This window comes from Pseudomonas sp. MNR3A (genome assembly GCF_009650575.1).
GTDB lineage: Bacteria > Pseudomonadota > Gammaproteobacteria > Pseudomonadales > Pseudomonadaceae > Aquipseudomonas > Aquipseudomonas machongensis.
This window is the reverse complement of sequence record NZ_VZZS01000020.1, coordinates 85,161-101,528: the sequence shown is the minus strand read 5'-3', so window position 1 is coordinate 101,528 and position 16,368 is coordinate 85,161. Positions and strand designations below refer to the sequence as shown.

15 protein-coding genes are annotated in these 16,368 nt (G+C 66.2%); 4 read left to right on the top strand and 11 right to left on the bottom strand.

What is annotated here, in order from left to right:
- Positions 1-446: 446 nt before the first annotated feature.
- The 11 genes from cycA to cbiE form a co-directional block, all read right to left on the bottom strand.
- On the bottom strand, positions 447-1,853 hold the full coding sequence (gene cycA / locus F6X62_RS15855; RefSeq protein WP_153774099.1) for a D-serine/D-alanine/glycine transporter: 1,407 nt from the start codon (positions 1,851-1,853) through the stop codon (positions 447-449).
- Between the two features lie 242 nt (positions 1,854-2,095).
- Positions 2,096-3,463: a PepSY domain-containing protein gene (locus F6X62_RS15850; protein WP_153774098.1), complete on the bottom strand. Its 1,368-nt coding sequence runs from the start codon at positions 3,461-3,463 to the stop codon at positions 2,096-2,098.
- 57 nt (positions 3,464-3,520) lie between these two features.
- Positions 3,521-5,578, bottom strand: coding sequence for a TonB-dependent copper receptor (locus tag F6X62_RS15845; RefSeq protein ID WP_153774097.1), 2,058 nt, complete (start codon positions 5,576-5,578; stop codon positions 3,521-3,523).
- Between the two features lie 67 nt (positions 5,579-5,645).
- Entirely contained in the window at positions 5,646-6,083 is a 438-nt protein-coding gene (locus F6X62_RS15840) for a DUF2946 domain-containing protein (RefSeq protein ID WP_153774096.1), read from the bottom strand.
- A gap of 19 nt (positions 6,084-6,102) precedes the next feature.
- Complete coding sequence (locus tag F6X62_RS15835; protein ID WP_153774095.1) at positions 6,103-6,585, bottom strand: copper chaperone PCu(A)C; 483 nt, start codon at positions 6,583-6,585, stop codon at positions 6,103-6,105.
- 44 nt (positions 6,586-6,629) lie between these two features.
- Entirely contained in the window at positions 6,630-7,016 is a 387-nt protein-coding gene (locus F6X62_RS15830) for a DUF2946 domain-containing protein (RefSeq protein ID WP_054894579.1), read from the bottom strand.
- 220 nt (positions 7,017-7,236) lie between these two features.
- Complete coding sequence (locus tag F6X62_RS15825; protein ID WP_153774094.1) at positions 7,237-8,091, bottom strand: SPFH domain-containing protein; 855 nt, start codon at positions 8,089-8,091, stop codon at positions 7,237-7,239.
- 24 nt (positions 8,092-8,115) lie between these two features.
- The gene (locus F6X62_RS15820; protein ID WP_054894581.1) at positions 8,116-8,553 is read right to left on the bottom strand and encodes an NfeD family protein; all 438 of its coding nucleotides are present in this window, start codon (positions 8,551-8,553) and stop codon (positions 8,116-8,118) included.
- Positions 8,554-8,660: 107 nt separating this feature from the next.
- On the bottom strand, positions 8,661-9,380 hold the full coding sequence (locus F6X62_RS15815; protein WP_153774093.1) for a cobalt-precorrin-6A reductase: 720 nt from the start codon (positions 9,378-9,380) through the stop codon (positions 8,661-8,663).
- Positions 9,377-10,471, bottom strand: a complete 1,095-nt coding sequence (locus F6X62_RS15810; RefSeq protein WP_112899277.1) for a cobalt-precorrin-5B (C(1))-methyltransferase — start codon at positions 10,469-10,471, stop codon at positions 9,377-9,379. Before F6X62_RS15810 ends, F6X62_RS15815 begins: the two co-directional genes overlap by 4 nt.
- Positions 10,464-11,675: a precorrin-6y C5,15-methyltransferase (decarboxylating) subunit CbiE gene (gene cbiE / locus F6X62_RS15805; RefSeq protein ID WP_153774092.1), complete on the bottom strand. Its 1,212-nt coding sequence runs from the start codon at positions 11,673-11,675 to the stop codon at positions 10,464-10,466. The genes F6X62_RS15810 and cbiE overlap by 8 nt, the downstream gene beginning before the upstream one ends.
- A gap of 228 nt (positions 11,676-11,903) precedes the next feature.
- Here cbiE and cobG point away from each other — a divergent pair, with 228 nt between their 5' ends.
- Genes cobG through cobJ form a run of 4 tightly spaced genes read left to right on the top strand, consistent with a single transcriptional unit; the run spans position 11,904 to position 16,279 of the window.
- A complete protein-coding gene (gene cobG, locus F6X62_RS15800) occupies positions 11,904-13,235 on the top strand; it encodes a precorrin-3B synthase (protein ID WP_153774091.1) in 1,332 nt (443 codons plus the stop codon).
- Positions 13,228-13,854, top strand: a complete 627-nt coding sequence (locus tag F6X62_RS15795; RefSeq protein ID WP_054894218.1) for a precorrin-8X methylmutase — start codon at positions 13,228-13,230, stop codon at positions 13,852-13,854. The genes cobG and F6X62_RS15795 overlap by 8 nt, the downstream gene beginning before the upstream one ends.
- The gene (locus F6X62_RS15790; protein WP_172964810.1) at positions 13,851-14,585 is read left to right on the top strand and encodes a precorrin-2 C(20)-methyltransferase; all 735 of its coding nucleotides are present in this window, start codon (positions 13,851-13,853) and stop codon (positions 14,583-14,585) included. The genes F6X62_RS15795 and F6X62_RS15790 overlap by 4 nt, the downstream gene beginning before the upstream one ends.
- A complete protein-coding gene (cobJ, locus tag F6X62_RS15785) occupies positions 14,573-16,279 on the top strand; it encodes a precorrin-3B C(17)-methyltransferase (protein WP_153774090.1) in 1,707 nt (568 codons plus the stop codon). Before F6X62_RS15790 ends, cobJ begins: the two co-directional genes overlap by 13 nt.
- Positions 16,280-16,368 lie beyond the last annotated feature (89 nt).

Sequence of the window (16,368 nt, the reverse complement as noted above, 5' to 3'; positions counted from 1 at the left end):
TTGGATGAGGGCCAGGTTGGTGCTTGCGCGGCTGGCCTGCACAGGATTGGGGCCAGGGCGGTGAACAGTTTTGACACATAAGCGGTACTTGAGTACCGTTCGGCACCGCAGTAGATTCTGCGGGTCGGGATTGGCGTCCCGCTGTCAGAACCGGGCACATCGCATACGCGATAGTTGTGCCCTGCATGGTTGCACCCGTTATGGGCGGAGCCGTGTGTGGGAGCCTTCGGGCTCACCGGACCTTCTGACCGGCAACGCCAACCCGCACGGCTCCGTCCACCCATATTGGCGTATGGGCTCGGAGCGTCATAAAGAGAGAGCTGCAAGGAGATGCACCATGCTCAAGAAGATTGCGCTCCCACAGGTATTGCGCAGGTCTTCAGTACTGCGCGGTCCCTGTGGGAGCGGGTTTACCCGAGAAGGGCTGCACAGCAGCCCTGTGCAGATCAGTGGTCGCGCATCACCGCCCGCGGCTGGCGCTTGCTGCGCACGAACTGGTAAGTGACCGCCAGGATCAGGAACCAGATCGGCGTGACCACCAGCGCCGAACGGGTGTCGGCCTCCAGGCTCAGCAGCACCAGAATGCCGGCGAAGAACACCAGGCACACGTAGCACATGAAGCGCCCGCCAGGCATCTTGTAGATCGACTTCTCGTGCAGCGCAGCGCGCTGCTTGCGGTAGCTCAGGTACGACAGCAGGATCAGCGTCCAGACGAACATGAACAGCACCGCCGACACCGTGGTCACCAGGGTGAAGGCTTCGATCACGTTCGGCACCAGGTAGATCAGCACCGCGCCGAGCAGCAGGCACAGGCAGGAGAAGTACAGGCCGTTGGCCGGCACGGCGCGCCGCGAGAGCTTTTCGAAGGCCTTCGGTGCATCGCCTTCCTGGGCCAGGCCGTAGAGCATGCGGCTGGTGGAGAACACGCCGCTGTTGGCCGACGAAGCGGCCGAGGTCAGCACCACGAAGTTGATGATGCTTGCCGCTGCCGGCAGGCCGGCCAGCACGAACAGTTCGACGAACGGGCTCTTGCCCGGGACCACGTCGCGCCATGGTGTAACCGCCATGATCGCGATCAACGCCAGCACATAGAACACGATGATGCGGATCGGGATCGAGTTGATCGCCCGTGGCAGAGTGCGCTCGGGGTTCTTCGCTTCGGCGGCGGTGGTGCCTACCAGCTCGATGCCGACGAAGGCGAATACCGCGATCTGGAAACCGGCGAAGAAGCCGAACAGGCCATTGGGGAACATGCCGCCGTCATTCCACAGGTTGGCCACGCTGGCCGTGTGGCCGCTCGGCGACTGGAAGCCGGTGATGACCATGTACAGGCCGGTGGCGACCAGGCCGAGGATGGCGACGATCTTGATCAGGGCGAACCAGAACTCCATCTCGCCGAACAGTTTCACCGTGACCAGGTTCAGCGACAGCAGCACCGCCACGCAGGTCAGCGCCGGTATCCACTGCGGCAGGTCGGGGAACCAGAACTGTGTATAGGCTGCGATCGCCACCACGTCGGCGATGCCGGTGACGACCCAGCAGAACCAGTAGGTCCAGCCAGTGAAGTAGCCGGCCCAGGGGCCGAGCAGGTCGGCGGAGAAATCGATGAACGACTTGTAGTTGAGGTTCGACAGCAACAGCTCGCCCATGGCACGCATGACGAAGAACAGCATGAAGCCGATGATCATGTAGACGAAGATGATCGACGGGCCGGCGAGGCTGATGGTCTTGCCCGAGCCCATGAACAGGCCGGTGCCGATGGCGCCACCGATGGCGATGAGCTGGATGTGGCGGTTGGTCAGGTTGCGCTGCAGATGCTGGTCATCTGCCTGGGGGGATGAGGTCCGGGTCATAGGCTGCATTCCATTGAGGGTCAGTCTTCTTTTGAGCGAAAGCCGGTTAGGCTAACACGCACTGCAAAGGTGCGGGCGTGACAGATCGCCACGATCTTGGCGGTGCAGTGGCGATTCTTGAATGACCGAAATCAACGGATGCCCTTTTCGCGGGCAAGCCCGCTCCCACAGGTACAGCGCTGACTCGGGGTTCAGCGCTGTACCTGTGGGAGCGGGCTTGCCCGCGAAAAGGTCGACGCGATTCAGGCCTGCACTGCGATCCGCCCGCGCCGTACCACCAGGCTGTCGACCACCCACATCACTACCATCGACACCCCAACCAGCGGGAACACGACACCCAGCACCAGCATCACCGTCACCGCTGTCTTCCAGCGCGGCAGGTCATGCCGCAGCGGCGGTACGCCAAGCCCACCGGACGGGCGGCGCTTCCACCACATCACCAACCCGCTCACCGAGCCCAGCAGGATCATCAGGCACACCAGCAGGATGACGATCTGGTTGAGCGGCCCGAACATCTTGCCCTCGTGCAGCATCACCCCAAGCTCGGTGGCGCGGGCTACCGGGCTGTAGTCGTGCCAACGCACGTCGGCCAGGACCTTGCCGGTGTACTGGTCGACATGCAGGGTGGCGTCGTTGCGCGGATCATCGGCGAACACCGCGATGGTGAACACGCCTTCAGCGGTGCTCGGCGAGGTGATGCTGTAGCCCGGCGCCACGCCGCGGGCGTTGGCCAGATCCTCGACCTGCTGCAGGGTGATCTGCGGCGCGGCCGGTGTGCTGTGCATGTCGTGATGGCCCATGTGCTCGGCATGCGCGCCGGACACCGGCATCGGCGTGTTCTCCAGGGCCCAGGGCACGGTCTGGCGATGGGCGCTGTTCAGCGCGCCGGCCTGCTGGTCGGATTTCGGTACGTCGTTCCACATCGCCGCTGGGAAACGGTTCCACAGGTCGGCGTATTGCTTGCCCCACAGCCCGGTCCAAGTCATGCCGCTGAGCAGCATCAGCAACAGCAGCGCCGAACCCCAGAAGCCACTGACCGCATGCAGGTCGCGCCACAGCACGCGACCGCGTGCCGACAGGCGTGGCCACAGTACGCCACGGCTGTTGCGGCCACGTGGCCACCACAGATAAAGCCCGGACACCACCAGCACGATGCCCCAGCCTGCGGCGAGCTCCACCAGCCGATCGCCGACAGTGCCGACCATCAGCTCGCCATGCAGGGCGCGGGCGATTGCCTGCAGGTTCTGCTTGCCGTCCTGCGCGCCCAGCACCTTGGCGTTGTACGGGTCGACGAACACGTTCAGTTCGCGGCCGCCATCATGCACCACAAACTGCGCGCTGCGCTCGGCGTCCAGCGGTGGCAGGTACTGGCCGACATGGCCCTGTGGATAAGCCTGGCGCACCTGGGCCAGCAGCGTGTCGGCGCTCTGGCGCTGCGGTCCGGCCTCGACCACCATCAGCTCGCGGTACATCCACGGGTCGAGCTGCGGCTTGAACAGGTAGATGATCCCGGTGATCGCCAGCAGGATCATGAAGGGCGCGACGAACAGCCCGGCATAGAAATGCCAGCGCCAGGCCAGGTTGTAGAAGGATTGCTTTGGTTTGCTCATGGAGCCTCCCGTTCGACCAGGTGGGGCGCGGTCAGGCCCGCGCCCCGGTTGTTATTGTCAGAAGCTGAAATCGACCTTGGTCCAGAAGGTCCTGCCCGGCTCGTTGACCGGCTGCGGGTCTGCCGCCGGGTAGCCGAACCCGGCGTTCCCGGCCAGGTTCAAGTGCTCGGCGTAGGCCTTGTCGAACAGGTTGTCGACGCCCGCGCTGAGCTTGAGGTTGTTGTTGACCTTGTAGGCACCGTTGAGCGAGAACACGCCGAAACCGCCGCTCTTCTCGTAGTCCTTGCCCACCACGTTGCCCTGGTTCTGGGCGATGCGGTTCTGCGCCGCGACCAGGCGCCACAGCGCACCGACGCTCCAGGCATCGCGGCTGTAGGTCAGGCCGAGGCGGCTTTCCAGCGGAGGCATCTGCGGCAGGGCCTTGCCGTCGCTGCTGTTCTTGCCCCAGGCGTAGGCCAGCGTCGCATCGGCTTTCCAGTTATCGTCGAGCTTGTACGCCGCGCCCAGCTCGCCGCCCATGATGCGGGCGTCGATGTTCTGCGCCTGGGTGCTGCTCATGCCCATCATGCTGCGGTAGTCGAACAGGATGTAGTCGCGGATCTGTCCGACGTAGCCGGAGGCCCAGGCTTGCAGGCGTTCGTCCTGGTACTGGATGCCGAAGTCGAGCTGGGTGGTCTTCTCTGGCTTGATGCTGTCGAAGGCGTTGACCGAGCCCCGCGGGCCGTTGGTTGGCGAGAACAGCTCCCAGTAGTCGGGGAAGCGCTGGGCGTGGCCCAGGCCGATGTAGCTGGTAGCGGAAATCGCCGCCAAGTCATGCTCGTAACGGATGAAGCCGCTGGGCAGGGTATCGGCGCGGGTATCGCCATTGGTCGCACTGGCCTGGCGGAAGTCGCGGGCCGAGGCGCGGTCCAGGCGCGCGCCGCTGATCAGCCGATCCTCGCCGGTGGCGTACCAGGTCAGCTCGCTGAACACGCCGTAGTTATGGAAGCCGGCGTCCTTGGTCCAGGGCTGGCCCTTGTGCGCATCGACGCCCATGCCGCCGCGTTTGCGGTGTTCGTTGGTCTGCGCGTCGATGCCGCTGATCAACTGTACGTCGGCCCAGCGCCAGGTCGCCTTGATACGTGCGCCGAGGGTGCGCCGATCGACGTTGCTGACCATGGGCATGCCCATCATGCCGCTGCCCGAGGGCGTGCGCAGGCTGTAGTTGTCCATCACGTGGTCGGCATAGTTGTAGTAGACCTGCGCCTCGACCTTGTCGAGCACCTCGCCGAGGTTGGACTTTTCAAAGCGCAGACCCAGGCTTTCGCGCTTGAACTGCGAGCCGTCCATGCCGCGTCCGGCGTAGCGCGCTTCGCCATCGCCCTTGCCGGCGGTGAGTTCGAGCAGGGTGTCGGTATCCGGGGTCCAGCCGAGGGTCACGTCGCCGTTCCATTTGTCCCAGCGCGAAGGCACGGTATCGCCGTTGCCGTCCTTGTAGTCGTCCGAACGCGACTGGTTGCCGACGAAGCGCGCATAGGCCTGGTTGTTGCCGGCGGCGGCGTCGAGCACCTTGTCGAAGCGGCCGTTGGAGCCCGCGAGCAGGCTGGCGTTGACCCGGCTGCCGAGGGTGCCGAATTTCTCCGGCTCGCGCTCGAAGAGGATGGTGCCAGCCGAGCCGCCGGGGCCCCAGATCACGCTTTGCGGACCTTTGATCACGGTCAGGCGGTCGTAGGTTTCCGGCGAGATGTACGAGGTCGGGGCGTCCATGCGGTTTGGGCAGGCGCCGAGCATCACGCCGCCGTTGGTGAGGATGTTCAGGCGCGAGCCGAACATGCCGCGCAGCACCGGGTCGCCGTTGGTGCCGCCGGAGCGGATGGCGGAGAAGCCGGGGATGGTCTTGAGGTAGTCGGCGCCGTCGCTGGCTGGCACCGGTTGACGGGGGTCCTTGGGGTTGGTGACCACGGTCAGCGGCGAGCTGGGCGCGATGGCGGTGATCACCGTCGGGCTCAGCTCCGGGGCGTCATGGCCTTCGTGGCCAGGCTCGACGGCGAGCGCCAGCGGGCTCAGCAGCGAGCCGCAGAGCATGGCGAGGGTCCCATGGCGGGACAGGGCAGAAACAGGGGTGCAGCCGGACATAATGATTCCAGTCGATCAGTCATGAGTAAGCGCGAAGCCTCCTGGCTTCGGGCGTGAAACGGGGTGGTCAGACGTTGATCGATGGAGGTGGGGCGCGGCTGCGGGCACCGGGAAACACCGCTTGCAGGGCATGGCCCTGGCGGGTCGGGCAGGTGGAGAGGGTGGTCGGGATGGTGCTGGCGAGGCTGAGTGGGCTGAGGGTCTGGGGCAGGGCGGGGCAGTTGAACAGCAAACTGCAGTAGCCGCATTTCTCCCAATCGGCGTGTAGCTGGCCGTCGTTGCCGTGACCGTGGTGGTCTTGCCCGGCATGCTGGTGCCCAGCGGCCATGGGCATGTCCATGGCCATGCTCATGTTCATGCCGGCGTGGTGATCCATCGGCATCGACTGGGAAACCAGCGGGCCGATGAAAATCATCCACATGGCGAACAGGCTCAGCCAGCCGCCACCGACGCGCCTGCGATCAGGGCGGGTGCTGCGGGCTGTGCTGTTGCGCGGCAAGCTCATGACGAGCGCCTGTCAGCGGTCAGTGCGCGTGTTCGTGTCCTGCCTGGTCGGCGGGCGGCTGCTTCTGCACGGCGACGTCGACGGTGATGTCGCCGGCTTTCTCGAAGTGCAGGGTGAGCGGGAAGCGCTTGCCGTCAGTGAGCAGGCTGCGGTCCTTGGGTTGCATCAGCATCACGTGATAGGCGCTGGGGGCGAAGGTCAGGTCCTTGCCTGCAGGCACGACCACACTTTGTACCTGCTGCATCTTCATGGCGCCGGCAGCGGTCTTGACGTGTTCGTGCAACTGGGCGTCGTCGCTGACGGGGCTTTCGACACTCAACAGACGGTCATCGACCTTGCCGTTGTTGTGAACGATGAAATACGCCGCGACATTGGGTGCGTTCGGTGGCAGTTCCAGCGACCAGGGGTGGGCGATATGCAGGTCGCCGACACTGTATTCGTGGGCATTGGCGAAGGCGCTGGGCAGCAGCAGGGTGGCCAGGGTGAGGGCTTGCTTGAGCATGGTGAGTCTCCGGTCTGTACAGGTTCATGAACAGCGTCTTGAACTCAGGCCAACGGAGAGGCTCGCGGATTGAGCGCCGGCCAGAGCTGGCGCGGCGTGGGCTGGTGCGTGGCGAGTGGTGGTGCCTGACCGAAGCGCAGTTGCAGCGGGCTGTGCAGTTGCGGTGCGTGGCTGGCCAGGGCGAGCACAGGCGAGGCACCCGAGCAGCACCAGCAGTGCTGCATGTTGGAGTGGTCGTCCTGTTGGCCCAGGTCGATCTTGGCCAGGGCCTGGACATCGAGCTTGGCCTTGCCCGCGCCAGTCGAGCAGAAGGCACCCCACAGCAGCTGTTCGGCCGGGCCCTTGGGCGCGGCAGAAGACAGCGGCATGGCCAGCAGGTTGAACAGCACTGCAAGGCAGGCTATCCAGGCGATGTGCCGACGTGGGGGCATGGAGAGATCCGGTCAGGAATCAGGTGGCTATTGTACGGCGGAGTATAGGTAAAAATGCGGGGGTGCGGTGAAGTGCCGCAGTTGTCGGTGCGCAGCGCTTGAAATCGGTATTGTGTTCTTCGCGGGCAAGTCGGGGCGCCGAACCGCCGCTCCCACAGGTTCAGCGGTGTTCTCGGGATTTGTGGGAGCGGGCTTGCCCGCGAAGCAGTCACCGCCGGTATCAGGCCTTGCCGCGCCCCAGCAACCCGCGCACGGTCTCCTGCAGGTCCGCTGGCAACACTACGACTTTCGAATTGTCGCTGCCGGCCAGGTTCTCCATCGCGCCTATGTAGCGCTCACCCAGCAGGTACATGGCCGGGGTGGTTTCATTGCCCACCGCTTCACGCACCAGGCTGATCGCCCGGGCCGAAGCCTCGGCGAGGCTGATCTGCGCCTCGGCGTCCAGCCGTGCCGCTTGCAGGCGAGCCTCGGCTTCGAGAATGGCGGCCTGCTTGGCGCCCTCGGCGCGGGTCACGTCGGCCTTTCGTTCACGCTCGGCTGCGGCCTGGCGCTCCATGGCCTTCTGCATGTTTTCCGAAGGCTTGATGTCCTGGATCTCCACCGAGCGTACGGTCACGCCCCAGTCTTCGGTCTGTTCGGACATCGCCTCGCGCAGGCGCGCCTTGATCTGCTCGCGGCTCGACAACGCCTCGTCGAGGTCCATGGCTCCGACGATGGCACGCAGCGAGGTCATGGTCAGGCTGGTGACGGCGAAGGAGAAGTTCTGCACGCCGTAGGAGGCCTTCTGCGGGTCGACCACCTTGGCGAAGCACAGGGCGTTGGCGACGATCACCGCGTTGTCGCGGGTGATGATTTCCTGTTGCTGCACGTCGAGGATGATGTCCTTGGTCGGCAGGCGGTAGGCGACCACATCCATGTACGGCACCAGGATGTTCAGGCCGGGCTTGAGGGTGCTGTGGTAGCGGCCCAGACGCTCGACGATCCATTCCTCGCCCTGGGGCACGATGCGCACCCCCTTGAACAGGGTGATCAGAACGAACAGGGCGATGGCGCCGACGACGATGAGGCTGGTCATTGCAAGCTTCCTTTCAGTACGGATTCAGGGGCGGGTAACCCGCGCGGTGTTGCCTTCGATGGCAGCCAGGCGAACGCGCTCGCCGGCAGGGATGTCGCTGTCGGCGACGCAGGTCCATTCCTCGTTGCCGAGGATGGGCTTCTGGAAGCGCACCCGGCCTTTCTGGAACTGCGACACGCTGGCGGTCAGCAGGCCGACTTCACCGATCACACTGTCGGCAGTCCAGCGTACGTCCGGCTTCTTGCGCCGGAACAGCTTGAACCACAGCAGGGTGGTGAGGGAGGAGAATGCCACCCACAGCAGCACCTGCATGTCCAGTTGCAGGGCTGGGGCGGCCAGGGCGATCAGCGACACCAGGATGGCGCCGATGCCGAACCAGAGAATGAAGAACGTAGGCAGGACCAGTTCGAGCAGGACCAGGGCGATGCCGAAGACGAGCCAGATCCACCATTGCATTTCCATATGGGCAGGGCCTTGCGGTGAGGGGGCTTGAAGTTTACGGCAGGGGGCGCGGGAAGACTATTGGCAGTGGAGGATGGCGGCGTCGGAAACTGCCGGGGCTGCGCTGCTCATATCGACAAGGCTTCGCGCAACTGCGCCACCGATCCGAACAGCCGATCCACCTCCGGCAGCTCCGGCCGCTTCAACACCAGCACCGGCACCCCACGCTCGCGTGCAACTTCAAGCTTTGGCTCGGTCGCGGCGCTGCCACTGTTCTTGCTCACCAGCACATCGATCTGGCGCCGCTCGAACAGCGCTCGTTCATCCTCGAGGTGGAACGGCCCTCGTGCGCCGATCACCTCGCAACGCTCATTGCCCGGGCAGGCTTCCAGGGCACGCAAGGTCCAGAACTGGTGGGCCGGAATGTCTTCTAGATGTTGCAGCGGCTCGCGCCCCAGGGTGAATAACGGGCGCTTGAAAGGCGCCAATGCGTCGATCAACGCATCCCAGCCCTCGACTTCGCGCCAGTCGTCACCTGGCTGTGGCTGCCAGGCGGGGCGGCGCAAGGCCCAGCAGGGAATGCCCGCCGCCTCCGCCGCCTGTGCGGCATTGGCGCTGATCTGTGCGGCATAGGGGTGGGTGGCGTCGATCAGCAGCTCGATCCGTTCGCGCCGGAGGTAGTCGGCCAGGCCGTCGGCCCCGCCGTAACCGCCCACCCGCACCTGGCAGGCCAGGTCCTGTGGGATACGGCCGATACCGGCGAGGCTGTAGACATGCTCCGGCCCCAGCAACCGGGCGATGGCCAGCGCCTCGGTGACGCCGCCCAGCAACAAGATACGGCCGCTCATTGCACACCCGCCTTGCCGACGACACCGCCCTGGCGGTCGATGGCGAAGACCTCGACCTGCACCTGTGCAGGCACCACGCTGCGGGCGAATGCCAGGGCGTGGGCGCAGACGGCGTCGCCCAGGGCGATACCGGCGGCATGGGCGAGAGCCAATGCCTGCTGGCTGGTGTTGGCGCCGATGATCGCCGCCTGCAGGGCGGCGTCTGCGCCGATATCGGCTGCCCAACCTGCGAGTTGCGGCAGGTCGATGCTCGAATGACGGCTGTGCAGGTCCATGTGGCCCGCGGCAAGCTTGCTGATCTTGCCGAAACCGCCGCACAGCGTCAGGCGTGGCACCGGCACCTTGCGCAGGTGCTTGAGCACCGCGCCGACGAAGTCGCCCATCTCGATCAGGGCGATTTCCGGCAGCCCGTAGACCCGGCGCATGGTGTCTTCGCTGGCATTGCCGGTGCAGGCGGCGATGTGGGTGTAGCCGTTGGTGTGGGCAACGTCGATGCCCTGGTGGATCGAGGCGATGTAGGCAGAGCAGGAAAACGGCCGGACGATGCCGCTGGTGCCGAGGATCGACAGCCCGCCGAGAATGCCCAGCCGCGGGTTCATGGTCTTGAGCGCAAGCTCCGCGCCGCCCTGCACGTTCACCGTCACCTCGAATCCGCCCGCGTAGGCGCACTCGCCTGCCAGTCGCTGCAGGTGCTCGCTGATCATCCGCCGCGGCACCGGGTTGATGGCAGGTTCCCCGACCGCCAGGACCAGGCCGGGACGTGTCACCGTGCCCACGCCTTGGCCGGCGACGAAGCGCACGCCCGGCTCGTCGATCAGGCGCACCTGGCTGTAGAGCAGGGCACCGTGGGTCACGTCGGGATCGTCGCCTGCGTCTTTCACGGTGCCGGCCTCGGCGCGCTCGCCGTCTCGGCGGCAGAATTCCAGGCGCATCTGCACCTGCTTGCCCTTGGGCAGGGTGATCTGCACGGCGTCGGTGGACTGGCCGGTGAGCAGCAACTGTGCTGCCGCCAGGCTGGTGGCGGTGGCACAGCTGCCGGTGGTCAGGCCGCTGCGAAGTGGCGCGGGCTGTTCGCGGGTTTCTTCACGCATCGAGGGGTTTCACCACCTCGAGCAGCGTGATCGGCAAGGCCTGGCGCCAGGTATCGAAACTGCCCAGGGCCTGGGCCTGGGCCACGTGGATGCGGGTCAGTTCGCCGCCATGCTGCTCACGAAAATGCGCCAGGGCCAGTTCGCTTTGCAGGGTCACGGCATTGGCTACCAGCCGCCCTCCAGGGCGCAGACGCTCCCAGCACAAGGGCAGTACGCCTTCGCCGGTGACGCCGCCGCCGATGAAAATGGCATCGGGGCGTTCGAGATCGGCCAGGGCTTGTGGCGCCTTGCCGCGAATCAACTGCAGGCCAGGAACGCCGAGCTGGTCGCGGTTGTATTCGATGAACGCCTGGCGACCTTCGTCGGCCTCGATGGCCAGTGCGCGGCAGCTGGGGTGGGCGCGCATCCATTCGATACCGATCGAGCCACAGCCGGCGCCGACATCCCACAGCAGTTCGCCGGGCTGTGGTGCCAGGCGTGCCAGGGTGATGGCGCGCACGTCGCGTTTGGTCAACTGGCCGTCGTGGCGAAAGGCGCTGTCGGGCAGGCCGCTGATGGGCGACAGGCGCGGGCTGTCCGGCGCGGCCTGGCATTCGATGGCGACCAGGTTCAGTGCTGCGACCTGGGCGTGTGGCCAGTCCTCTGCACTGCCGCTCAGGCGCTTCTCATCGGGGCCGCCCAAGTGTTCGAACACCTGCATCCGGCTCGGCCCGTAGCCGCGTTCACGCAACAACTGCGCAATGGCCGCAGGGCTGTCGCCGTCATTGCTCAGCACCAGCAGGCGCACACCGCTGTAGAGTTGGGCATTGAGCGCCGCCAGCGGCCGCGCGACCACCGACACCACCTGCACCTCCTGCAACGGCCAGCCCAGACGGGCGGCGGCCAGGGCGCAGGAGGAGGGCATCGACAGCACCTGCATCTGTTTGGCCGGGACCTGGCGCGCGAGGCTTGCGCCAACGCCGTAGAACATCGGGTCGCCGCTGGCCAGCACGCACACGGGCTCGCCGTGCAGGGCCAGCACAGGGGCGAGGGAGAACGGGTTGGGCCAGGCCAGGCGCTCACCGACCACGCAGCGCGGCAACAGGGCCAGTTGGCGCGGGCTGCCGAAGATACGTGCAGCAGACAGCAGCGCGCGCCGGGCCTGCTTGCCCAGGCCGCTGAAGCCGTCTTCGCCGATGCCTACTACTGTCAGCCAGGGGGTCATCTGATCATTTCCGTCGTGTTGGGAGTCGTGTCGCCCTTTTCGCAGGCAAGTCGCAGCGGCGAACCGCCGTTCCCATAGCTATCCGGACCTGCAGGATACCTGTGGGAGCGGGCTTGCCCGCGAAAAGGACGACACGGTCCTGATGCATTGCTCGACCATCGGCTTTTCATGCCGCCGGACAAAGCAGGCATAATACCGCGCCTTCTACACTGAAGCGCGCCTTCACGATTGCCGGAATCCCCCTTGAAGCCACCCCACACACCCGCCGTTTCGCCCCGCCCCTCGGCTTGCCCGGGGTTGTGGCGCATCGTCGCGGCGCGTGATGGCGGCATTTGCCGGATCAAACTCCCCGGCGGCCTGCTGCTGGCCGAGCAGGCCGAGGCGGTGGCCGAGGCTGCCGAGCGCTTCGCCGGCGGGGTGATCGAGGCAACCAACCGCGCCAACTTGCAGATACGCGGTATCGGCGACCACCACCTGGCGCTGGTCGGGCACCTGCTCGATGCCGGCCTCGGCCCGCGCGAGGCGGCCGGTGACGATGTCCGCAACCTGATGCTCAGCCCGTTGGCCGGTGTCGATCCGGCGATGCTGATCGACATTCGGCCCCTGGCCGGGCAGATCCTGCACCTGCTGGAAACCACCCCGCGTCTGCATGAACTGTCGGCCAAGTTCGCCGTGCAGCTCGATGCGGGGGAGTCCCTGGCGATGCTCGCGCACCCCCATGACCTGTGGCTGTCGGCGCTGTTGCTTGACCGGCAGGTGTGGCTGGCCTTCGGGCTGGCGGGCTGCCCGGGCGATGGCGCAACCCTTGGCGCCGTCCCGCTGGAGCAGGGGATGGTATTGGTGCAGGCGGTGCTGGAGCGCTTCCTCGACCTGGCCACGCCCGAGCAGACACGGATGCGCCAGTTGCTGCAGACTTGCCCCGTGCAGGATTTCGTCGAAGGGCTGGGCCTGCCGATTCGTCGCGACAGCGCTGTGCGTCAATGGCGGCGTGTGCCTGCCACACCGCGCTGGCTCGGTGTGTTGGCCCAGCGTGAGGGCAGTGCGTTCGGCGTGGCGCCGCCGCTGGGGCGCTTGACGCCCGCCATGCTGCGCGGCCTGGCCAGGCTTGCGCGCGAGGCCGGAGATGACAGCCTGCGGCTCACGCCCTGGCAGAGTCTGGTGCTGCCGAACTTCGATCCATTGCTGCTCGCGCAGGCCCAAGCCGAGACAAAGGCGCTGGGCATGATCAACGACGTCTTGCAGCCACTTGCACGCATCAGCGCTTGCACCGGTTCCAGTGGTTGCGCCAAGGGCCAGTCCGACACCAAGGCCGATGCGCAGGTGATTGCCGGCCTGCTGCACCATGGCGCCCCGGCCAGTGTGCACCTGTCGGGCTGCCCGCGTTCCTGTGCCGTGGCCCATGTCGCCCCGGCCACCCTGCTGGCCCGCGCCCCGGGCCGTTATGACCTTTATTTTCGCGATGCACGCCTGCCGGGTTTCGGCCGACTGCGCGCATCCGACCTTACCCCAGAAGAAGCAGGCGCCATGCTCGACCTGCCGACGGAGCACCTTGATGATTGACTACATCCGCGATGGTCAGGAGATCTATCGCAATTCCTTCCGCATCATTCGCGAGGAGGCCCGCCTGGAGCGGATTCCGGCCGATCTGGAAAAGCTCGCGGTGCGGGTGATCCACGCCTGCGGCATGGTCGAGGCCATCGACGGCCTGCAGTTTTCCGAAGGTGCCGGAACGGCGGGGCGCCAGGCCCTGGCCAAGGGCGCACCGATTCTCTGCGACGCGCACATGGTTGCCGAAGGTATCACCCGCGCGCGTCTGCCGGCCGACAACCCGGTCATCTGCACCCTGCGTGATCCCAGCGTGCCGGGCCTGGCCAAGGACGCCGGCAACACCCGCTCGGCGGTGGCCCTCGAGCTGTGGCGCCCGCATCTGGAGGGCAGCGTGGTGGTGATCGGCAATGCCCCGACCGCGCTGTTCTACTTGCTGGAAATGCTCGACGCCGGTGCGCCCAAGCCTGCGTTGATCCTGGGCTTCCCGGTAGGCTTCGTCGGCGCTGCCGAGTCCAAGGCGATGCTGGCCGCCGACAGCCGTGGTGTGCCGTTCGTCATCATGCAGGGGCGCCTGGGTGGTAGCGCCATGGCCGCCGCTGCTGTCAATGCGCTCGCCACGGAGGTGGAATGATGCAGCCTCGTGGACGTCTGCTCGGCCTGGGGGTTGGCCCTGGCGACCCGGAACTGATCACGGTCAAGGCCCTGCGCCTGCTGCGCGAGGCGCCGGTAGTGGCGTATTTCGTGGCCAAGGGCAAGCGCGGCAATGCCTTCGGTATCATCGAGGCGCACCTGCAGGCGCAGCAGACCCTGCTGCCGCTGGTGTATCCGGTCACCACCGAGGTGCTGCCGGCACCGCTGTCGTACGAGCAGGTGATCAGCGACTTCTACGACGAAGCCAGCGTGCAGGTGGCCGAACACCTGGACGCCGGTCGTGATGTGGCGGTGATCTGCGAAGGCGATCCGTTCTTCTACGGCTCCTACATGTACCTGCACGATCGCCTGGCCCAGCGCTACGAGGCCGAGGTAATCCCGGGCGTGTGCTCGATGCTCGGCGGGGCGTCCGTACTCGGTGCGCCGCTGGTCTACCGCAACCAGACGCTGACCGTACTCTCCGGTGTATTGCCCCACGAAGAACTCAAGCGCCGCCTGGCCGATGCCGACGCCGCAGTGATCATGAAGCTTGGGCGCAACTTCCCCAAGGTGCGCGAGGTGCTTGCCGAGCTGGGCCTGGACGGTCGCGCGTTGTACGTGGAGCGCGCAACCATGGCCAACCAGAAGATCGTCGCGCTGGACGCGGTTGATCCGCAGTCTTCGCCGTATTTCTCGCTGATCGTGGTACCGGGTGAAAAATGGCAGGGATGAACAGCGACAAGGCACCGGCCATCGTCATTCTCGGCCCTGGCAGCCTGGCCACCGCCCAGCGGATCCAGCAGCGTTATCCACAGGCGCGGGTTCATGGCCTGAGCGGCCGGGTCGAAGGTGTCGAGCACTGCTACGAATCCTTCGGCGACACCCTGCGCGGCCTGTACCGCGAGGGTGCGCCGATCATCGCCCTGTGCGCGGCCGGGATCGTCATTCGCACCCTGGCGCCCCTGCTTGGCGAGAAGGGCGCCGAGCCGCCGGTGCTGGCGGTGGCGGAGGACGGCAGCGCCGTGGTGCCGCTGTTGGGCGGCCTGAGCGGGGTCAATGTCATGGCGCGGGAGATCGGCGAGGTGCTGGGGGTGGCGGCGGCCATCACCACCAGCGGTGAGCTGCGTTTCGGCACCTGCCTGCTCAATCCGCCGGCAGGCTACGCTTTGGCGAATCTTGAGCAGGGCAAGCGCTTCGTCTCTGACCTGCTGGCCGGCGAGAGCGTGCGCATCGAAGGCGCGGCGCCCTGGCTGGCCCAGGCGCAACTGCCCGAAGACGCAGCAGCCCGACGCAGTATTCATGTCGGCTGCCAGGCGCGTCCTGCCAGCCGCGACGAGTTGCTGATCCATGTGCGTTCGGTGTTGGTAGCGGTTCAGGCCGGGCAGGCCGATCTGCCTGCCCGTGTGCATGACGCCCTGGCTGCGGCGAATATCGCCGACGCATCGCTGGCGTGCTTGCTGGCTGGCGACGAGGCGATGGCCGAGACCGCTGTGCACGACGCCGCCCGCAGCCTGGGTGTGCCCCTGCGATTCGCTCCAGCAGGTGGCAGCCTGGTCGAGATGGCCGGGCAGGCGCTGGAGGGCGCGCAACTGATCGAACAGGGCGGGGTGGTCATCGCTGTGGCGCCGTCGCCGATCGACCCGTTGCAGGTCGGGCGCGCGCGCGGCCGCCTGGCGGTGATCGGCCTGGGCCCGGGAGCCGCCGAATTCATGGTGCCGGCAGTAAAGGCCGAACTGGCCCGTGCCGACGATGTACTGGGTTACGAAACCTATGTGCGCATGGCTGGCCCTTTCCGCACCGATCAAGTGCTGCACTGCACCGACAACCGCGAGGAGATGCAACGTGCGCGGCACGCCTTCGAGCTCGCGGCGCAAGGGCGCTCGGTGGTTGTGGTATCTTCCGGCGATCCTGGCGTGTTCGCCATGGCGGCTGCGGTGCTCGAGGCATTGCACGAGTCGAGCGATGCGGCCTGGCATCGCGTCGACCTGCAGATTCTGCCCGGCGTTTCGGCCTCCTTGGCCACTGCCGCCCAGGCTGGTGCACCGTTGGGGCACGACTTCTGTGTGATGTCGCTGTCGGACAACCTCAAGCCCTGGTCGATCATCGAGAAGCGCCTGGACCTGGCGGCACAGGCCGACCTGGTGCTGGCCTTCTACAACCCGATCTCCCGCGCCCGGCCTTGGCAGCTGGGGCAGGCCGTGGAGATCGTTCGCCGTCATCGAGATGGGCAGACCCCTGTCGTCCTGGGGCGCGATATCGGCAGACCGGGGCAGACACTGAGTGTCGTCACTCTGGCGGAGCTGCTGCCGGAGATGGTCGATATGCGCACGATGGTGCTGGTTGGCTCCAGCACCACCACTGTGTTCAAGCATCCCGATGGCATGCAGTGGGTCTATACCCCACGCTGGTATCCCCCGCACCATTGACCTTATTGGAACTCCTTCAGCCCGCCAGATCGAGCTGGCGCTGGCTAACGTGGTCGCCCCTGGTGTTCAGGGGCAACCCAAAGGAGTTT

Excerpts from the sequence above, each read along its gene's own strand:
- cycA (WP_153774099.1), bottom strand. The coding sequence starts at position 1,853 with ATGACCCGGACCTCATCCCCCCAGGCAGATGACCAGCATCTGCAGCGC.
- F6X62_RS15850 (WP_153774098.1), bottom strand. The coding sequence starts at position 3,463 with ATGAGCAAACCAAAGCAATCCTTCTACAACCTGGCCTGGCGCTGGCAT.
- F6X62_RS15845 (WP_153774097.1), bottom strand. The coding sequence starts at position 5,578 with ATGTCCGGCTGCACCCCTGTTTCTGCCCTGTCCCGCCATGGGACCCTC.
- F6X62_RS15840 (WP_153774096.1), bottom strand. The coding sequence starts at position 6,083 with ATGAGCTTGCCGCGCAACAGCACAGCCCGCAGCACCCGCCCTGATCGC.
- F6X62_RS15835 (WP_153774095.1), bottom strand. The coding sequence starts at position 6,585 with ATGCTCAAGCAAGCCCTCACCCTGGCCACCCTGCTGCTGCCCAGCGCC.
- F6X62_RS15830 (WP_054894579.1), bottom strand. The coding sequence starts at position 7,016 with ATGCCCCCACGTCGGCACATCGCCTGGATAGCCTGCCTTGCAGTGCTG.
- F6X62_RS15825 (WP_153774094.1), bottom strand. The coding sequence starts at position 8,091 with ATGACCAGCCTCATCGTCGTCGGCGCCATCGCCCTGTTCGTTCTGATC.
- F6X62_RS15820 (WP_054894581.1), bottom strand. The coding sequence starts at position 8,553 with ATGGAAATGCAATGGTGGATCTGGCTCGTCTTCGGCATCGCCCTGGTC.
- F6X62_RS15815 (WP_153774093.1), bottom strand. The coding sequence starts at position 9,380 with ATGAGCGGCCGTATCTTGTTGCTGGGCGGCGTCACCGAGGCGCTGGCC.
- F6X62_RS15810 (WP_112899277.1), bottom strand. The coding sequence starts at position 10,471 with ATGCGTGAAGAAACCCGCGAACAGCCCGCGCCACTTCGCAGCGGCCTG.
- cbiE (WP_153774092.1), bottom strand. The coding sequence starts at position 11,675 with ATGACCCCCTGGCTGACAGTAGTAGGCATCGGCGAAGACGGCTTCAGC.
- F6X62_RS15795 (WP_054894218.1), top strand. The coding sequence starts at position 13,228 with ATGATTGACTACATCCGCGATGGTCAGGAGATCTATCGCAATTCCTTC.
- F6X62_RS15790 (WP_172964810.1), top strand. The coding sequence starts at position 13,851 with ATGATGCAGCCTCGTGGACGTCTGCTCGGCCTGGGGGTTGGCCCTGGC.
- cobJ (WP_153774090.1), top strand. The coding sequence starts at position 14,573 with ATGGCAGGGATGAACAGCGACAAGGCACCGGCCATCGTCATTCTCGGC.